This window comes from Dactylosporangium sp. NPDC049525, assembly GCF_040676755.1.
GTDB lineage: Bacteria > Actinomycetota > Actinomycetes > Mycobacteriales > Micromonosporaceae > Dactylosporangium.
On record NZ_JBFAPO010000005.1, the window covers coordinates 220,420 to 237,138 of the forward strand.

At 70.3% G+C, this 16,719-nt stretch carries 18 protein-coding genes and 1 other RNA gene; 14 read left to right on the forward strand and 5 right to left on the reverse strand.

Annotation, left to right across the window (positions count from 1 at the left end; genetic code table 11):
- Positions 1 to 69 precede the first annotated feature (69 nt).
- The 6 genes from ftsX to AB0K00_RS11380 all read left to right on the forward strand — a co-directional run bounded on the left by ftsX (position 70) and on the right by AB0K00_RS11380 (position 6,019).
- Entirely contained in the window at positions 70 to 945 is an 876-nt protein-coding gene (gene ftsX, locus AB0K00_RS11355; RefSeq protein WP_363518707.1) for a permease-like cell division protein FtsX, read from the forward strand.
- 150 nt (positions 946 to 1,095) lie between these two features.
- Positions 1,096 to 2,391 carry a M23 family metallopeptidase gene (locus tag AB0K00_RS11360; RefSeq protein ID WP_363518709.1) on the forward strand — a complete coding sequence of 432 codons (1,296 nt, stop codon included), beginning with the start codon at positions 1,096 to 1,098 and terminating at the stop codon, positions 2,389 to 2,391.
- A 61-nt stretch (positions 2,392 to 2,452) separates the two neighbouring features.
- Positions 2,453 to 2,932, forward strand: a complete 480-nt coding sequence (gene smpB, locus AB0K00_RS11365) for an SsrA-binding protein SmpB (RefSeq protein WP_363518712.1) — start codon at positions 2,453 to 2,455, stop codon at positions 2,930 to 2,932.
- A 69-nt stretch (positions 2,933 to 3,001) separates the two neighbouring features.
- The gene (locus AB0K00_RS11370) at positions 3,002 to 4,417 is read left to right on the forward strand and encodes an SRPBCC domain-containing protein (RefSeq protein ID WP_363518714.1); all 1,416 of its coding nucleotides are present in this window, start codon (positions 3,002 to 3,004) and stop codon (positions 4,415 to 4,417) included.
- Between the two features lie 64 nt (positions 4,418 to 4,481).
- Positions 4,482 to 4,855, forward strand: a transfer-messenger RNA (tmRNA) gene (gene ssrA / locus AB0K00_RS11375).
- A 792-nt stretch (positions 4,856 to 5,647) separates the two neighbouring features.
- Complete coding sequence (locus AB0K00_RS11380) at positions 5,648 to 6,019, forward strand: nuclear transport factor 2 family protein (RefSeq protein ID WP_363518716.1); 372 nt, start codon at positions 5,648 to 5,650, stop codon at positions 6,017 to 6,019.
- A 179-nt stretch (positions 6,020 to 6,198) separates the two neighbouring features.
- Here AB0K00_RS11380 and AB0K00_RS11385 read toward each other — a convergent pair whose 3' ends face one another.
- The 3 genes from AB0K00_RS11385 to AB0K00_RS11395 all read right to left on the reverse strand — a co-directional run bounded on the left by AB0K00_RS11385 (position 6,199) and on the right by AB0K00_RS11395 (position 8,188).
- A complete protein-coding gene (locus AB0K00_RS11385; RefSeq protein ID WP_363518718.1) occupies positions 6,199 to 6,954 on the reverse strand; it encodes a hypothetical protein in 756 nt (251 codons plus the stop codon).
- Positions 6,955 to 7,085: 131 nt separating this feature from the next.
- On the reverse strand, positions 7,086 to 7,451 hold the full coding sequence (locus tag AB0K00_RS11390) for an SgcJ/EcaC family oxidoreductase (protein ID WP_363518721.1): 366 nt from the start codon (positions 7,449 to 7,451) through the stop codon (positions 7,086 to 7,088).
- Positions 7,452 to 7,480: 29 nt separating this feature from the next.
- Entirely contained in the window at positions 7,481 to 8,188 is a 708-nt protein-coding gene (locus AB0K00_RS11395; protein WP_363518723.1) for an SDR family oxidoreductase, read from the reverse strand.
- A gap of 192 nt (positions 8,189 to 8,380) precedes the next feature.
- Here AB0K00_RS11395 and AB0K00_RS11400 point away from each other — a divergent pair, with 192 nt between their 5' ends.
- Entirely contained in the window at positions 8,381 to 9,367 is a 987-nt protein-coding gene (locus tag AB0K00_RS11400) for a helix-turn-helix domain-containing protein (protein ID WP_363518726.1), read from the forward strand.
- A gap of 76 nt (positions 9,368 to 9,443) precedes the next feature.
- Entirely contained in the window at positions 9,444 to 9,959 is a 516-nt protein-coding gene (locus AB0K00_RS11405; RefSeq protein WP_363518729.1) for a hypothetical protein, read from the forward strand.
- 16 nt (positions 9,960 to 9,975) lie between these two features.
- Here the strand turns inward: AB0K00_RS11405 and AB0K00_RS11410 are convergent, their stop codons facing one another.
- Positions 9,976 to 10,692, reverse strand: coding sequence for an alpha/beta hydrolase (locus AB0K00_RS11410; RefSeq protein ID WP_363518731.1), 717 nt, complete (start codon positions 10,690 to 10,692; stop codon positions 9,976 to 9,978).
- Between the two features lie 210 nt (positions 10,693 to 10,902).
- Between AB0K00_RS11410 and AB0K00_RS11415 the strand changes: the two genes are divergently transcribed.
- The gene (locus tag AB0K00_RS11415; protein ID WP_363518734.1) at positions 10,903 to 11,502 is read left to right on the forward strand and encodes a calcium-binding protein; all 600 of its coding nucleotides are present in this window, start codon (positions 10,903 to 10,905) and stop codon (positions 11,500 to 11,502) included.
- 119 nt (positions 11,503 to 11,621) lie between these two features.
- A complete protein-coding gene (locus AB0K00_RS11420; RefSeq protein ID WP_363518737.1) occupies positions 11,622 to 12,353 on the forward strand; it encodes a phosphodiesterase in 732 nt (243 codons plus the stop codon).
- Here AB0K00_RS11420 and AB0K00_RS11425 read toward each other — a convergent pair.
- Entirely contained in the window at positions 12,350 to 13,030 is a 681-nt protein-coding gene (locus AB0K00_RS11425) for a TetR family transcriptional regulator (RefSeq protein WP_363518739.1), read from the reverse strand. The two genes, AB0K00_RS11420 and AB0K00_RS11425, sit on opposite strands and share 4 nt — an antisense overlap.
- A gap of 63 nt (positions 13,031 to 13,093) precedes the next feature.
- Between AB0K00_RS11425 and AB0K00_RS11430 the strand changes: the two genes are divergently transcribed.
- The 4 genes from AB0K00_RS11430 (at position 13,094) to AB0K00_RS11445 (ending at position 16,702) form a co-directional block, all read left to right on the forward strand.
- Entirely contained in the window at positions 13,094 to 13,552 is a 459-nt protein-coding gene (locus AB0K00_RS11430; RefSeq protein ID WP_363518742.1) for an anthrone oxygenase family protein, read from the forward strand.
- Positions 13,553 to 13,632: 80 nt separating this feature from the next.
- Positions 13,633 to 14,220: a pentapeptide repeat-containing protein gene (locus AB0K00_RS11435; RefSeq protein ID WP_363518744.1), complete on the forward strand. Its 588-nt coding sequence runs from the start codon at positions 13,633 to 13,635 to the stop codon at positions 14,218 to 14,220.
- 740 nt (positions 14,221 to 14,960) lie between these two features.
- Positions 14,961 to 15,479 (forward strand): SigE family RNA polymerase sigma factor, encoded by a 519-nt coding sequence (locus AB0K00_RS11440; RefSeq protein ID WP_363518747.1) that lies wholly within the window; start codon positions 14,961 to 14,963, stop codon positions 15,477 to 15,479.
- Positions 15,476 to 16,702, forward strand: a complete 1,227-nt coding sequence (locus AB0K00_RS11445; protein WP_363518749.1) for a hypothetical protein — start codon at positions 15,476 to 15,478, stop codon at positions 16,700 to 16,702. The genes AB0K00_RS11440 and AB0K00_RS11445 overlap by 4 nt, the downstream gene beginning before the upstream one ends.
- Positions 16,703 to 16,719: the final 17 nt, after the last annotated feature.

The following is a 16,719-nucleotide window of genomic DNA, read 5'->3' on the forward strand; positions in this document are numbered from 1 at the left end:
ATCCCACGAGGGTCGCAGTCGTAGTCCACACCTGACTTTGCCGGGTCCGCTGGGAAGGAACCCCACCCGATGCGCTTGAAGTATGTCCTGTCCGAAGTCCTGACCGGGCTGTGGCGAAACGTCACCATGACCATCGCGATGATCATCACGATGACCGTGTCGCTGACCATGCTGGGCGCGAGCCTGCTGCTGTTCTTCCAGGTCAACAAGATGGAGGATTTCTTCTACCAGCGCGTAGAGGTCTCCATCTTCCTGAAAGCCGACGTCACCGAAGAACAGCGCACTGCCATCAAGAGCGCCCTGGATGGCAGCGCACTGGTCAAGGAGGTGACGTACGAGAGCCGCGACCAGGCCTGGGAACGGTTCCAGACGCAGTTCCGCGACGCGCCCGACCTGGTGAAGGCGACGAAGAGGGAGTCGCTGCCGGAGTCGTACCGGGTGAAGCTGAAGGACCCGACGAAGGTCAAGGATCTCACCGCGGAGTTCGGCACCCAGCCGGGCGTCAGCGACATCGTCGACCAGCAAGAGTTGTTGAAGAAGGTCTTCGAACTGCTCGGCGCGCTGCAAACGCTCGCGCTCACCGTCGCCATCATCCAGGGCGCCGCTGCTTTGCTCCTGGTGGCGAACACCATTCAGGTGGCCGCCTACAGCAAGCGCCGTGAGGTCGCGGTCATGAAGCTCGTCGGCGCGTCCAACTGGTTCATCCAGTTGCCCTTCGTCCTGGAGGCGGTCTTCGCCGGTCTGCTCGGCGCGCTGCTGGCCTTCGGCGGGTTGGTCGCGGCGAAGTTCTTCTTCATCGACGGCTCCCTCAAGGCCCTGGCCAACGTGCTGCTGCCGATCGACTGGGGCAGCATCTGGCTGATGCTGCCGGTCCTCGCCGGCGCCGGCGGCCTGGTCAGCGCGATCACCGCCTGGGTCACGCTGCGGTTCTACGTGCGGGTCTGACCCCGGACGGACGTCGGAAGGGGTGGGCCGTTTACGGTCCACCCCTTCCGTATATCCGAAGTGCGCCACGATAGGTGCATTTCGCCAAAATTCCGGACTTATGGGTCTTTAGCTGCGTACGGTAACCCTCAAGTGGTACTGGAGGGTTATGTGAACCGGATCGGGATCGTCTGCGCCATCGGCGCCGTCGTGGTGCTGCTCGGCAGCGGCACAGCAGGGCACGCCGACGCCCGCGACGACAAGGCACGCGTGGACCGCCAGCTCCAGGAGACCCAGGCGACCCTGGAGGCCGCCACCGACCGGGCCCAGCAGGCGGCCGCCGACCACGCCGCGGCGACCGCCGCGCTGCCCGACGCGCAGAACGCCCTCGAGGACGCCAAGGGGCGGGTCATCGCCGCGGAGGCGGCGGCCCGGCAGGCCCAGCGCGACCGTGACGCCGCCGACGCCGTGGTCGGTGCCGCCGACGCCGAGTACGACGGCGCCAAGGCCCAGGTCGAGCAGGGCCGCGACGACGTGTCCGCGTTCGTCGCCGCCGCGTACAAGGGCAGCGGCTTCGCGATGTTCAACTCGATCCTCGAGTCGAGCTCGCCGAACGACCTTGCGCTGCGCATCTCGTACCTCGACCGGGTCGCCGCCGAGAGCCAGCGGGCCCTCGACGAGCTGACGGTCGCCAGGATGTCGGCCAAGCAGCGCTCCGACGTCGCCGAGGTGGCCCGCGACAAGGCCCGCCAGGCGGCCGAGCAGACCCGCCAGGCGCTGCAGGACAGCATGGCCGCGCAGGCCGGTGCCGAACAGGCCGCCGCCGACGTGAAGACCCTGATCGACAAGAGCGCCCAGGCCGAGGCGGTCGCCAGCTCCGAACGTACCGCCGTCCTCGCCCGCTACCGGCAGCTCAAGGTCGACAGCGACCGGCTCGGCGGCGAGCTGCGGGCCGAGGCGGCGGCGGAGGCCGCGGCGGCGGCGAGGGCGGCCAAGGCAGCCGGCCGGCCCGCCGCCAGCGGCACGCAGCTCACCACCGCGGTCCCACCTTCGAGCGGAGCCTTCTTCCTGATGCCGGTGCACGGCTGGAAGTCCAGCAACTACGGCATGCGCTTCGACCCGGTCTACAAGGTGTACCAACTGCACGCCGGCATCGACGTCGCCGCGGGCGGCGGGCAGCCGATCGTCGCCGCCGCCGACGGCAAGGTGGTGCGGGCCGGCTGGGCCGGGGGCAACGGCAACTACACCTGCATCTCGCACGGCATCTACCAGGGCAAGGGCCTCGCCACCTGCTACGGGCACCAGTCCCAGATCCTGGTCAAGGTCGGCCAGACCGTCCACCGCGGCGAGCTCATCGGCCGGGTCGGCACCACCGGCGCCTCGACCGGCAATCACCTGCATTTCGAGGTCAGGCTCAACGGCAGTCCCATCCAGCCCCTGACATGGCTGCCCGGCTGCCTCTGTTGACGAAATCCTCCTTGCTCAACGCGATACGCTGATACTCCTGTCAAGATTTCTGGAGGGGTCGATGCCGCGCGAAAAGGGACGCAAGCTCGTCGCGTCCAACCGGAAGGCGCGTCACGACTACGAGATCCTCGAGACGCTCGAGGCCGGCATCGCGCTGACCGGCACCGAGGTCAAGTCGCTGCGGGCCGGCCGCTGCTCGCTCGTCGACGCCTTCGGCCAGATCTCGGACCGGGAGGTGTATCTCCATGCGATGCACATCCCTGAGTACACGATGGGCACCTGGACCAACCACCCTCCGCGTCGCGTCCGGAAGTTGCTGCTGAAGCGCCAGGAGATCGACCGCATCGGCACCAAGGTCCGCGAGAGCGGCCTCACCCTGGTGCCGCTTTCGGTCTACTTCTCCGACGGTTGGGCCAAGGTGGAGATCGGCCTCGCCCGCGGCAAGAAGTCCTACGACAAGCGCCAATCACTGGCAAAACGTGACGCCGAGCGGGAGATCTCTCGCGTCATGGGCAGCAGGAACAAGGGCAGATCCGAGTAAATCGTCTCGGGTGGCTGAGTAGTGCTCGACCGGTAGGCGAGCAATGCGTATAAGCCCTATAGTCCGTGCGTGACCGAGATTCGGGTCGATGTCGACCTCGAGCACCCACCCCCCGCGGTGTGGCGTGCGCTCACCGAGGCGCACCTCGTCACCGACTGGCTGCCCACCACCCGGTTCATGGTCCGCGACGACGGCACGTTCACGTTCCAGGCGGGCACCCTGGCGGGGCTCGAGGACCCGATCGAGGGCGAGACCGTCACCACCGAGGCGCCGCACCGCCTGGTGATGCGCTGGTCCGGGGAGAACCTGCACACCGTCGTCGCCCTCACCCTCGACGAGCGCCCCGGCGACGGCACCCGGCTCACCCTCACCCAGAGCGGCTTCCTCGGCCCGCAGGGGACGATGCGGCGCAGGGTGCTGCGCCGGACGTACCAACAGCTGTTCGAGGGCCCACTGGCCGCGACGCTCACCCGCCAGGCGGCCGCCGACCCGCCCGCCGCGCCGACGGTCACGGACCCGCCGGCGGCCGTGCGACGCAACGACGGCGGCCCGTTCAACCGGCTGCCGCGCCAGCTCAACTCGCCGAGCCGGTCCGCGCCGGGCCTCAGTTCCCAGGTGCGCTCCACCGCCGGACCGCGCCCGACGACCACCATGCCGGGCTTCGCCGCCGCCGTCCTCGGCGCCAGAGCGACCGGGATCGCCGCCGTGCCCGCCGCCCGCACCGGCGACGCAGTGACCGCCGAAGCCCCCGCCCACCGGCCCACGCACCGCCGCGGCCTCGGAGCCACCCTGCGCCGGCTGGGTGCCGCCGCGCGGGCCGCTGCCGTCGCATTGTCCGCGTCGGTACGCCGAAGCTGGCGCCGCATTGTCACCGCGCGTGACTGGTCAGCGGACCGCCGCAGCCAGGCCGTCGCAGCCGCGGCCGCCATCCTGCTGCTGCTGGCCATGATCGCGCTGCTGGTCGGCAAGGCCACCGCGCCGCACCCGGCCAAGCCACCACGCACCGGCGGCGGCGTCGAAGGGCCCGCCCAGGCCACCGTCCCGGCCGCACCCGCGGAGCGCTCGCAGCGCGCCGCCGTGGTCCCGGCCAGCTCGGCACCCGCCGGCGCGACCCCCGCACCGTCCGTGTCCACGCCCGCCGTCGCCGCGACCGGCCCGCAACTCACCGCCCACACCCGCACCGAGGACCTCAGCCTGACGTCCTACCGGGTGACGGTCACCATCGTGAACCCGAGCACCGCCCCGAGCACCGACTGGACCGTGGTCGTCGTCCTGCCCCTGCTCGACCTCACCGTCCGCGAGGTCGACGGCGCCGTCATGTCCCGCACCGGCCTCAAGGCGATCTTCACCCCCGTGGACAGCACCCGCACCATCCGCAACGGCGGCTCCGTGACCATCCGCTTCGAGGTCGAAGGCCTCGGCGTCCGCAACGCCCCGCTCGACTGCACCATCGACGACCGCCCCTGCGCCCAGGTATCGGGATGAAAAGCTGGTGGGGACGCGCTACGCTAGATCAGTCGCTACGGAGCGACAAGCCAACACCCCGCGCGGGGGTGACTGGTTTCGACTTTGTGCGCCGCGCTAGGGGAAGCGAGTCGAGGAAGCCGACGTTGTCTCGTGAATCATTCGTCGGAAAGTTATAAGCGCCACTTACAAGCGCTCCGATCTCGCTCTCGCTGCCTAAGCAAGAGTAGAGATCTGTCGGTCCGGGTTCGCCTTCGACCCGATCACCGGCATCAGCTAGAAGGCTGGCCAACCGAGCCCTGTCGCGGGGCTCGTGCGGCGAGATCAATCGCGACTGGACCTGTCATACCGACTTGCTCGCGTGATCGGTAGGGCCGAGTAGAGACACAGCGAGCTGCGCTCGGAGAAGCCCTAGCAGAGCAACGAAGGACCCGGGTTCGATTCCCGGCACCTCCACCGCCGAACGCCCCCTGCTCACGCAGGGGGCGTTCGCCGTTGGCGGTTCCGTATTCCCCGCGCACGGCTTCGCCGCGCTCCCCAGTGGGGGAGCTTCGCTCCACCCACACCCCCTCAAACCCGTAGTGGCGCACTCTGGTTGGCGAGAGTCCTGGAGTGGCGAGGGGGCGTCGGGCTCGATGCGTTGAGCCGTTGAGCCGTTGAGCTGGTGACGAAATGTGGTCGGGTCGTGGCTGGACGTGTTGGAGACGTCTCGCCTAGGGTGGGCGTCTGCCGGGACGTGCCGGATGGGGAGCCATGCCGAACGAACGCCTGCGCGCTGCGCTGCTGGAACGCGGCCTTACGCCGGCTCGTCGCCGAGGTGCTTGAGGTCGATCCGAAGAGCGTTGAGCGTTGGGTCAGTGGCCGGTTGCCGTACCGCCGTCACCGGTATGCCGTGGCCGCGCACCTGGGTGTTGACGAGGCGTATCTGTGGCCGGATGCGTTGACGCGGGACCAGGTCGCGAACGCTTCCGAGAGCGAGATCATCAACGTCTACCCGGCGCGGTGGACGGTGCTGCGGGGGTCAGCCTATCGATGGGGTCTGACAGTTTCGGGGCCGTTGGGGCGTTGTGGATGCGCTGCCACTGGGTCGCGCCGGCTGACGTCGAAGGGCTTCAGATGCACCGGTCCGTCCTTGTGGTTTGACCGGTTACTCGGCACCCCTGGTGGGTAGGAGTGCACCCGTTATGTCCCGACGGCCGTGTCTGACGTCAGGAGACATAGGACTGCGATCGCAGTGAAGGAGGTACGAACGTGCAGGAGGACCGTTTGCATCGCGAGTTGGCCGCTGCCGTGGCCGAGCTGCGGACCGCCTTCATCGAGCACAACCGGGACAAGGTCGCAACGCTCGTCACCGACAACCATGTCTCGATCATGTCCTACGCCCGCTTCGACGGGCGCACACAGCTGCTCGACCACTTGAACGACTTCGCCTTCCGGAGCCTCCCGACGGAGGACCTGACCACGACGCCATTCGGCTCCGACGCGGCGCTCGTCAGCTTCCGCAGCACGCTCGAAGGCACCTACGCAGACAAGCCCGTGCCCCGCGATGTGCTCGTCGGCGAGGTCTGGCTGCGCCAGGACGGGAACTGGCGTGAGGCGACCTATCAGGAGACTCCGCTCTAGAGACCTCGCGGCCGCGAAGCCATTGCCGGATTGTGCGGCGACGCCGTCCCGCACCGTTTCGCGTTCGGGCAATGGGGAGCCGCACCTTGGGTAGCGACTGGGGCAACGCCGCGGCGGGCGTCTTCTCCGCCTCGGTGCCGTCGGCGCGTTCGTGATCGGCGGCGCGGGTCATGGTTGTGTCAGTTCCGGTCTTGGCTGACGATCTGCTCGTGCTGTGGTGAGGGCTCCGGGCGGCCCTCGTTGATGATGCTGATGACGGTGAGCGCGATGGCTCGGATTCCGAATGCCACCGCGGTGAACACGCCCAGCTGGATCGGATCGATCCCGGCGTCGCTGTCGACCACGATGGACGGATCGGTTGCCACGATGCTGGCGATCCGGTACTGCGCGACCGTCAAGCAGATTGCCAGCAGCGTGACGGCGGTCGCCATGGCGGACCGGCGGGTGGCGCCGGTTCCCAGCCACACCGAGATGCCGGTCGCGACGCCGAGCCCGGCGGCGATCACCAGAGCGTCGGCCATGTCGATCGACATGCCCGATCCGGTGCGACCGGCGAGTGCTGCCTGCAGGCTCATCACGCCCAGCAGCAGACCAACCGCCGTGCCTGCCCCGGCCGTCCACACTGGGTGGGGGTGCTTGGCGACCAACCACAGGACGCCCGCCGTGAACAGCACGGCGAACGCGGTCAGGATCATGCTCGGGGCCAGGAAGAAATGGACCTGGTAGTCACTCATGTGGACGGCGGTGGCGGCGACGAAGAGCATGTCGTCGCGCGCGGTCTCGACCAGCGCCCATGACGCCACGAACACCAGGAAGAAACGGTTGCGCGCCGACCGCTCCTGGTCGGTCATCTGAGCCAGGCAGAACACGGCCAGCAGACACCCGACACCATTGCCGAGCAACACTCCGAGGACGAACCAGATCTGGTGGTCCACAGCGGGCCCGGCCTCCTCGCGGATGCGACTCGTGCAACAGCGCGCACACCGTACACCGCCGCCGCTACCTCATCGAAGCCCGAGGTGCAACGTTCCCGACGCCTGGCCAGTTAGCCCCGCCCGCGCAAAGGTCAATTGAGTCGTGAGACCTGGTAGTGGTCGATGAGCCAGTCGTTGTTGAGCTGGCGCACGATCACGCTGAGGTACGCCTGCACCGCTGGGCGGTCGGTGAAGGTGAACGTGACGCTGAGGTAGCCGAGGACCAGGTCGTCGGCGAGGCGGCGGGTCTCCTGGATGTCGTACGCGGCTGTCAAGCCGATCGGCTGCGCGTCGTAGTAAGCGGCTACGCCCTGTGGGCCGATGCTGTACGGGTGCAGGCCCTGGAAGATCGCTTCGCCGGTGAAGAGCGAGGCCACGTGCTTCGGGTCGTGGGCGTTGACGGCGGACTTCCACTGGTCGAGGACGGGTCGAAGGATCGCGGCCTCGGTGCTGGTCATGGCGGTGCCCCTTGCTGCTGGAGGGATGTTCAGTGCCCTGCGCTCTGGCCGCCGTCGACGTGCAGGATCTCGCCGGTGACGAACGTGGCGGTCTCCAGGTAGATGATCGCGTCGACGATGTCGCTGATCTCGCCGACGCGGCCGATCGGGTGCATGCCGGCGAGGAGTTCGCGGGGTTCGGACTGGTGCATCGGGGTGGCGATGACGCCTGGGGAGATGGCGTTGACCCGGATGCCTCGGGCGGCGTACTCGATCGCCAGCGACCTGGTGACGGCGTTGAGGCCGCCCTTGGTCAGGGATGCCAGCGCCGACGGCACCCTCGTGTCGGCCTGGTCGACCAGGCTGGTCGAGATGTTGACGATGTGCCCGCCGCCTCCGGTGAGCATCGCACCGACGGCCCGCTTCGAGATCTCGAAGAAGCCGCGGAGGTTCACGCCGGTCAACAGGTCGTAGTCCTCGGCGGTGTAGTCGGTGAACGGCTTGGCCACGAAGACGCCGGCGTTGTTGACCAGGGTGTCGACGCGGCCGAACGCGGCCAGGCCCTGCTCGATGACGTCGGCGCCGACGGTCGGGTCGGCGATGTCGCCGGCGACGGTCAGGATCATGGAGTCGTCGGAGGGCGTGATGGAGCGGGAGGTCGCGACGACCGCGTAGCCGAGCTTGCGGTACGCGATCACGAGCGCCGCGCCGATGCCCTTGGACGCGCCGGTGATGACCGCGACCTTCTGTGTGCTCATGGGATGTCTCTTTCGCGTCTGGATGAGCGCATGCGCCACCCGCGCCGCTCGACGCGATCCTGTCCGTTGCGTGGCCGCGCAAACATCATGGGCGCGACCAGCCGTTGCGGCGCCCCCGCGTGAGCCCGAGGGACGGGTTCCCGCCAGTCGCGGTGGCCCACTGCCGGGGGATTCATCGGTATCGTGATGTGGGTGATCGAGCTGTTGGTCGAGCCGGGGGACCTGGCTCGGATCCGCTTCGCGCGCTCGCCCATGCATGAACTGGTGAGCAGCATGCGGATCGCTGATCACGCCGATCGGGCCCGGATGCACCAGCCGTGGGTCCGATCGGTGCGCGGTGCTGTCGCCGGGCTGCGGCTCGACCTGCTGCGACTGCTGCTCGCCGACCCGCGGTACGTGCCGGAGTTCCTGATGCCGTCGCCGGAGCGGATGGACACCAGGTTCGCCGACGAACTGGGCCGGGTGCGCGCCACCTCGGAGGTTGCCGTGCGCGGGCAGCTGGATCTGCTCGGTGGCGACGCGCCGCTGCCGGAGACGCTGCGTCCCCTGTACGAGCACCCGGAGCGCCATCTTGGCCGGCTGGCCGCCGAGGTGGAGGCGTATTGGCGGGCCGCGATCGAGCCGGTCTGGCCGCGGCTGGCCGGACTGCTCGACGCCGAGGTCGGTTACCGGGCGGATCAGCTGACCTCCGGCGGGATCGTGCGGCTGCTGGGAAACCTGCATCCGGAGCTGGAGTACGCCGAAGACGCATTGCGGATTCTCTGGCCCACCTGGCAGTCGCGGAGCCGGCTCGACGGCGCCGGGGTGCTGCTGGTGCCGTGCGTGTTCGCGTGGCCTTCGATGCTGGTCGACATCAATCCGCAGGGCCCGACGCTCATCTACAGCCCGCGTGGTGTCGGCCAGGTCTGGGACGGCTCGGCGCGGTCGTCCGCCCCGCCGGTCGCCGATCTGCTCGGACGCAGCCGCGCGGCGCTGCTGGCGACGCTCGACCTGCCGCTGTCCACGACCCAGGTCGCCCGGGACCTCGGCCTGAGCGCGGCGTCGGTCAGCGAGCACCTGTCGGTGCTTCGCCGCTCGGGGCTGGTCACGTCCCGCCGATCGGGGCGGCAGGTGCTCTACCAGCGCACAGCACTCGGCACCGACCTGCTGGGCGCGGCGTCGCGGACGACCATTCGGTGAGCACCGAATCGTGGAGCCGCCGTACCGGCTGAGCCCACCATGTCCGGGACACGTGGAACGGACTTGAGGAGGCCACATGCGCGTGGTGAAGGCACTTGCCCTGGCGGCGGCGATCGTGGCGGTGACGGCGGTGCCGGCGGCGGCGTCAGGGCCGGGCGGCGGCGGGGGATGGGAGCCGACGAGCACGCCGCCGTTCGTCATCCCGGCGGGGGACGTGTGCCCCTTCGAGGTCAAGGGCGACATCGTCCGGGACCGCGAGCGGATGCGGACACCTGCCACCTACCCCGACGGGTCGCCGAAGGTACAGGACTTCGAAGGCGTCCTGGTGATCCGCTACACCAACACGAGCAACCACAAGACGGTCGTCCGTGACGCCACCGGCACCATCCGCGTCTACTACCTGCCGGACGGCACCAGGGTCCTGCAGCTGCACGGCCACAACGCCCTGCCGATCAAGGCGGCCAACGTGGGCTTCCCCGGCGGGGACTACATCACCCACGGCGACTTCGTCGTGATCAGGCATCCCGACGGCAACCGGGAAGTACCGGTCCAGCTCGGCACCATGGAGAACCTCTGCAAGACCCTCGCCTAGACCGCGGCGGGGCGGCTCAGGAGCGGGCGACCTGTTCGGCGAAGGCCGCCGGGTTGTCGAGCATGATGTTGTGCCCGGCGTGCGGGACGGTGACCACCCGCACGCCGGCGGCCTCCAGCTCCGATCGCCCGGACAGCGGCTGGGACAGGGCTCCGACCAGGAAGGTTCGCGGTACCGGCAGCGTCATCAGTTGCGCCCGGACCGTGGGGCTGGTCCCGGCGCGGAGCCCGAATGCGCTGCGGTGCAATGCCACGGGGTCGGCGAGACGCATCGTCGCGGCCCACTGCGGCCCGACCTGGTCCAGGATCTGGGCCATCCCGCCGGCGGCGAACTCAGCCTCGGTGAACGTGGTGATGCCGACGCTGCCGGCCGCCGGTGGCGGCACGGGGTCGAGCGGGGCCTCGGCCAGCACCAGCCGGGACACCAGATCCGGTCGGCGGCCGGCCAGGACGACGGTCACGGCACCGCCCATGCTGTGGCCGATGACCTCGGCGCCGGTGATGCCGGCGGCGTCCAGCGCCCGGGCGAGCGCGTCGGCGTGATCCTCGAGCCGGTAGCCGAAACCCGCCGGGCGGTCGCTGAGGCCGAAGCCCAGCAGGTCCATCATCAGCGTGCGCCGGCCCGCCAGCGGCGGCAGGGTCATCGCGTGGGTGAAGTACGCCGCTGCCTGCGCACCGGCTCCGTGGACGCAGATCCGTGCCGGTTCGGCGCCGGCGATCTCCACCCAACGCATCCGCGCACCATCGGGACCGACCACCGCGTCTCGCACCTTGCCCCCGTTCCTCAGCCCGCAACCGGGCACAGCGTAGCCGCGCCTCCCCTTGGCCAAGATCGGACGTCGCGCGGCCCGGATCGTCGGATCGAGGACTGTGCTGAACCGTTCGGGGATCGGCGGCGTGCGGCGGGGGGACAGGTACCACTTCGGCCGAGGGAGCAGCCCGAGATGGCCAGTACCAGATGCGCAGTTCGTTTTTCGGCGGTTGCCGCCGCGCTGATGTTGTCCGCGGTCGTCGGGGCCAGGCCGGCCGCCGCCGACTTCGTTGTCCTGGCGGACTGCTTCGGCAATCCGATCCAGATGTGGTCGGTGCTGTCCGTGCCGGCGGGCGCCGGCAGCTTCTACGGCACGCCCGGCGATGACGTGATCATGGGGACGGACGGCCCGGACATCATCCACGGAATGGAGGGTCGCGACGTCATCTGCGGTGGTGGCGGCGACGACATCATCTGGGGTGAAGAGGGCAACGACCACATCGACGGCGAAGCCGGCGGCGACTACGTCAACGGCGACGAAGGCAACGATCACCTGTACGGCGGCGCCAACGCCGCGAGCGTCCTGCCGGATCTCCTCATCGGCGGCGACGGGGTCGACGAGCTCTTCGGCGAGGGCGGTCCTGACCGGCTGGTCTGCGGCTCGGGCACCGGAGCGTCGGACATCCCCTGGGACGTCGGTGACTTCGCCGACGGTGGCACGGGCATGCCGGCCGGGCAGCCGGAGAGCGACGAGCTCTGGGGCGGGTGCGACACCGCGGTCAACATCCCCTGAGCGGGGGCGGTGAGCGGCCGACGGGGTCCAGAGCAGGCGGGCGTCGGCCTGGACACCGCCGGGCCGCGGTGCCGGGATTGGATCTCGAAGCGGTGGGGGCATGGTCGTACCGTCGGATCGTGACCCTCATCGCGCACGTCAGCGACACGCATCTGGCCGACGACGGCGGGCGCAGCGCCGAGCGGGTGGAGCGGGTCGTGCGATACCTGCAGGGCCTGCGCCGTCCGGTCGACGCGGTGCTCGTCACCGGAGACATCGCCGATCATGGGCTGCCGGCCGAGTACGCGGCCGCGCGGGTGTTGGGGCGGCTGGGTGTACCGCTGCTGCAGTTGCCGGGGAACCACGACGAGCGGTCGGCGTTCCGGCAGGCCCTCCTCGGCGCCGCCCCGGATTCCGGGCCGGTGGACCAGGTCGGACGCGTCGGCGACCTGGTCTTCGCGCTGTGCGACTCGTCGATCCCCGGGCGGGACGACGGCTGGCTCGCGGAGGAGACCCTTGCCTGGCTCGACACGGTCCTGGCCGAGGGTGCCCCGTCGTTCGTGTGCTTCCACCATCCGCCGGTGACGATCGGGCATCCGTACGCGGACCGGGTGCGCCAGTTCGGCGAGGAGCGGCTCGCCGCGGTGCTGGGCCGTCACCCGAACGTCGTCGCGCTGCTGTGCGGGCACATCCACAGCGCGACCGTCAGCACGTTCGCCGGGGTGCTGGTGCTGGCCGCGCCGGGTGTCGCCTCGACGCCGATGCTGCCGTGGGAGGGCGACGGCGGCCTCGACCGGGACGCGCCGCCCGCGCTGGCCTTCCACCTGTACGAGGACGGCCGCCTCACGACTCACTATCGCCTCTGCCCTTAGCGATCTGCCAGAAATGCGCGGAGTCCGGCATCGATGACCTGGGCGGCGCGGCGGACGTCTACCCGCACCGCCTCGCGCACCTGGTCCGGGGTCCGGCTGCCGTCGAGGTACCCCCTGAGCCCGCCGAACTGGATCTGCCACAGCCCGAGCAACGCGGTCGCCGCGATCTGTGGCTCCGGATCGTCCGCGTGGAGTCCGGCCCGCCCGGCGATGATCTCCGCGGCGATCGCGACGAGGCGGTCGAGGGTGTCGCGGTGGTGCGCGCGCAGCGACGGGGTGTCCCGGATCAGGTCGCCGAAGCGCTGCACCGCGGCCCCGGCGGCGACCGGATCGTCCTGCGCCGCGATCCAGGCCGTCATCGCGCCGAGCTCCGCGTCGAGGATCCGCAGGGCGGCCTCGACCGGCGACACGTCCGGGTCGGCCAGCCCGGTGCGCAGCGAGGCCGCCGTCGTGTCCCACCGGTCGAGCAGCAGCGACTCCTTGGTGGGGAAGTAGTTGAAGACGGTCTTCTCGGACACGCCGCACGCCGCGGCGATCTCCGCCACACGGACCACGTCGAAGCCCCGCTCCAGGAACATCGCCGTCGCCGTGTCGGTCAGCCGCTGCCGCGTCAGGCGCTTCTTGCGCTCCCGCAGGCCCTCGGGCGGCGCCGTCCACTCGACCGTCCGCGCCTCCATGGACTCACCCTAGCATTTTACTGCTACTGTAAATTTACAGTTACTGGAAAAAGGGGTGGGCGCATGGCGCTGCAGGTCGCACAGTTCGTCAGCATCGTGCTGGCCACGCTGGTCGCGGGCATGTTCTTCGGCCCCTGGCTGGCGCTGCACAGGTCCATCGCCACGTTCGAGCCCGAGATGTTCATCGCGCTCGTGCGCCGCCTCAACCGCAACATGGCGCCCGTCATGACAGCCCTCATGCCGGCCGCGCTGCTGGCGATCGGCCCGGTGCTGCTCCTGGCGTACGGCGAACGCCCCGCCGTCTTCCTCGCCGCCCTGTCCGCCCTCGCGCTGTTCGGCGTCGCTCTGCTCGTCACCATGCGGATCGAGGTGCCGATCGTGCGGCGGATCGAGACGTGGACCGTCGCCACCCTGCCGCCCGACTGGCAGCGGCTGCGCGACCGCTGGTCCGCGTTCCACCTCGTGCGGATCGCCACGGCGGGCGCCGGCCTGGCCCTCCTGCTCGGCGCAGCGATCTTCTGACGCTGATTTTTTGTCGTACCCGGGTGAGAGGCTGTGCGGGACGAACCGAGGAGGGCGGAGCATTGGCCGAGCGGGTGCCCGTGACGCACACGACGATCTACGACGACGACTGGACCGACCATCACGCGGTCGGGCTGGAGCACGCCGGGGTGGCGTTCGTCGACGTCGACATGTGCGAGGCCACCAACGAGCGCTCCGTCTTCACCGACTGCACGTTCACCAACGTGCGGTTCAACTGCTCCACGCAGACCGACGTCGCGTTCCTCAACTGCACGTTCGTCGGCTGCAACTTCTTCGACGCCACCTTCACCCGCTGCAAGCTCGTCGGCAGCGCGTTCGACCGGTGCACGTTCGAGCTGCTGAAGGTCGAGGAGGGCGACTGGTCCTTCGTCGGACTGCCGGGCGCCAAGCTCGGCAGCGCCGAGTTCACCGGCGTGCGGATGCGCGAGGCGGACCTGACGGGTGCCCGTTGTGAGGGCGGCGCCTTCCGCGACGTGGACCTGTCGGGGGCGTCGCTGCAGAAGGCTGACCTCACCCGGTGCGACCTGCGCGGCAGCGACCTGTCCGGCATCGACCCGCTGACCACGGAGCTCCGCCAGGCAATCATCACGGCCGACCAGGCGACGACGATCGCGATCGCCCTGGGCCTCGACGTCCGCGCCGCCTGATCGGCCGGGATCGGGCTCGCCCGTCCTGACCTGCCCGGGGTGGGCTGCTCGGGCGCGATCGTTTGGGGCTCGGCCCGCTCGGCCCGCTCGGCTCGGCCCACCCGCTCGGTCGGCTCGGCTGGCTCGCTCGGCTGGCCCGGTCGGCCCGGTCGGCCCGGTCGGCCCGGTCGGCCCGCTCGGCTCGGCCCACCCGCTCGGTCGGCTCGGCTGGCTCGCTCGGCTGGCCCGGTCGGCCCGGTCGGCCCGGTCGGCCCGGTCGGCTGGCCACCCGCTCGGTCGGCTCGGTTGGCCCGGCTCGGTCGGCCCGGCTCGGTCGGCCCGGCTCGGTCGGCTCGTTCGGCCGGCCACCCGCTCGGCTCGGATGGCCCGCCCGCTCGGCTCGGCCCGCTTGGTCTGACCGCCGGAGCTGGCGGGCGTCGGCCCACGGCGGGCCGTCGCGCCTTCCAGCGGCCCGACTCCCTTCAGCATGGCGCCGACCGGTTGCCGGGCGCCGGCGACAACGGCAGCGTCGGGTCCGGCAACAACGACACCTCTGCGGGGTTCCAACTCCAGGCGCCGAGCCACGCAGGAGGTGCGCTTCACGCTTCGCGCGAACTTGCGGCGCTCGATGCCCGGCCCGGGCGGGCTTGTGGGAAACGTGGTCGGGGCGATTGGTACAGGCTGGTTCGACGGGGCGTGCAACCGGAGCGACCGTGGGATGCGTTGAAGTCGCGACATGCGGGGCGAGGGAGGACACGTGGATGCGGGCTGAGGCGCAGCGTGAGTACGTCGAGTACGTGACGGGCGCCATGCCGTCGTTGCGCAGGCTGGCCTACGTCCTGTGCGGGGACGAGCATCGCGCCGACGATCTGGTGCAGCAGGCGATCACCAAGTTGTACGTGAGCTGGCAGCGGATCCGTGACGTCGAGCACCTGGATCAGTACGTGCGCACGATGGTGGTCCGCGGGTTCATCGACGAGCGGCGGCGGTCGTGGTTCCAGACGAAGCTCATGGCGGCGCCGCCGGACACGCCGGTGCGGGGGGAGCCCACCGCCGGGGTCGAGGAGGCCATCGTGTTGCGGGCCGCCCTGGCGAAGGTGCCGCGGCGGCAGCAGGCGGTGCTCGTGTTGCGGTTCCTGTGCGACCTGCCGGTGGATGAGGTCGCCACGATGCTCGACTGCTCGCCCGGGACGGTGAAGAGCCAGACCGCGCGCGGGCTGGCGACCCTGCGCCGATACGTCGAGGAGACCGATCTGGCCGACACGCGGAAAGGAAGATGACGGTGGAATTGGACGAGCAGGACGGTGCGACGCTGCTGCGGGCGCTCGCCGGTGGGCAGCCCCGCGGGGCGTCCACCGTGGACATCGCGAAGGCGATCGCGGACGGCGACCGACATCACCGCAGGGTGCGGCTGGTGGGGTCGGCGGGGGCCGGCGCCACGGTCGTCCTCGTGGCCGTCGCCGGCTGGACGGTCGTCACGGACGCGCCGCAGAAGCCGGCGCCGGCGGCTACCAGCGCGAGAGCCAGCAGTGGCAGTCCCAGTGCCGGCCCGAGCCCGACCGCGGCGCGAGGCTGCACGGTGCAGCAGCTCGCCACGCCGGCGGGGGAGGGGCCGAAGGCGATCGTCAGCGGGTCGGACCCGACCGGGAAGTACCTCGTCGGCAGGACGTATCCGGACGGGCATCCGTCGACCGTGGTGTGGGAGAACCTGCAGCCGCGCAAGGTGCCGATGCAGGGCGACGACCCGACGCTCAGCGACGCCACGTCGGGCGGCGTGTTCGTCGGATCCAGTTTCACCGGCTACGACACGACGTCGGCGTGGGTGTACAAGGGCGGGAAGTTCGCCAAGCTGGCCGGTGCCAACGCCGCCGCGCGGGCGATCAACGAGCGGGAGGTGATCGTCGGGATCGTGCAGGGGAAGCCCGCGATGTGGGCGTCGCCGACCGCGCAGCCGACGATGCTGGCCACACCTCCAGGGAAGGGGTGGACCGGGGCCGCGACCGGCATCGACGAGGACGGCACGATCGTCGGCACCCTGCAGGGCGGTCCGGGCGGTGAGGGCCAGGCGTACGTGTGGGGGCCGGACGGGACCGTGCGGAAACTGGCGCAGCCGACGGTGAAGGGCAAGCCCGCCAGCACGTACAACGCGGGTGAGATCCGGGACGGCTGGGTGGTCGGCTGGGCCGCGTACGACGAGCCCAACCGTGGCCCCAGGTGGCTTGGTGCGCCGCGATGGAACCTGCGCACCGGCGCCCTTGACACGACCGACGGGGTCTTCACCGCCATCAACGCCCAGGGTCGCATCGTCGGGCAGCTCGACGTCGTGGCGCCGGACGGCACGAAGGTGACGCTGCCGCTGCCCGGGGGGCTCGAGGCGAAGACCGCGATGGTGAACACGGGGACGATCAGCGACGACGGGTCGATCATCGCCGGGTACCTCAACACCCGCGACGGGTCGCTGGACGAGCAGCCGATCTCGGTCGTGTGGAAATGCGGGAGTTGACCTGGAGCGCGCTCCAG

Coding starts and splice junctions, on each gene's coding strand:
- ftsX (WP_363518707.1), top strand. CDS start 70: ATGCGCTTGAAGTATGTCCTGTCCGAAGTCCTGACCGGGCTGTGGCGA.
- smpB (WP_363518712.1), top strand. CDS start 2,453: ATGCCGCGCGAAAAGGGACGCAAGCTCGTCGCGTCCAACCGGAAGGCG.
- AB0K00_RS11390 (WP_363518721.1), bottom strand. CDS start 7,451: ATGACCAGCACCGAGGCCGCGATCCTTCGACCCGTCCTCGACCAGTGG.
- AB0K00_RS11395 (WP_363518723.1), bottom strand. CDS start 8,188: ATGAGCACACAGAAGGTCGCGGTCATCACCGGCGCGTCCAAGGGCATC.
- AB0K00_RS11405 (WP_363518729.1), top strand. CDS start 9,444: ATGCGCGTGGTGAAGGCACTTGCCCTGGCGGCGGCGATCGTGGCGGTG.
- AB0K00_RS11410 (WP_363518731.1), bottom strand. CDS start 10,692: ATGCGTTGGGTGGAGATCGCCGGCGCCGAACCGGCACGGATCTGCGTC.
- AB0K00_RS11415 (WP_363518734.1), top strand. CDS start 10,903: ATGGCCAGTACCAGATGCGCAGTTCGTTTTTCGGCGGTTGCCGCCGCG.
- AB0K00_RS11425 (WP_363518739.1), bottom strand. CDS start 13,030: ATGGAGGCGCGGACGGTCGAGTGGACGGCGCCGCCCGAGGGCCTGCGG.
- AB0K00_RS11430 (WP_363518742.1), top strand. CDS start 13,094: ATGGCGCTGCAGGTCGCACAGTTCGTCAGCATCGTGCTGGCCACGCTG.
- AB0K00_RS11440 (WP_363518747.1), top strand. CDS start 14,961: ATGCGGGCTGAGGCGCAGCGTGAGTACGTCGAGTACGTGACGGGCGCC.
- AB0K00_RS11445 (WP_363518749.1), top strand. CDS start 15,476: ATGACGGTGGAATTGGACGAGCAGGACGGTGCGACGCTGCTGCGGGCG.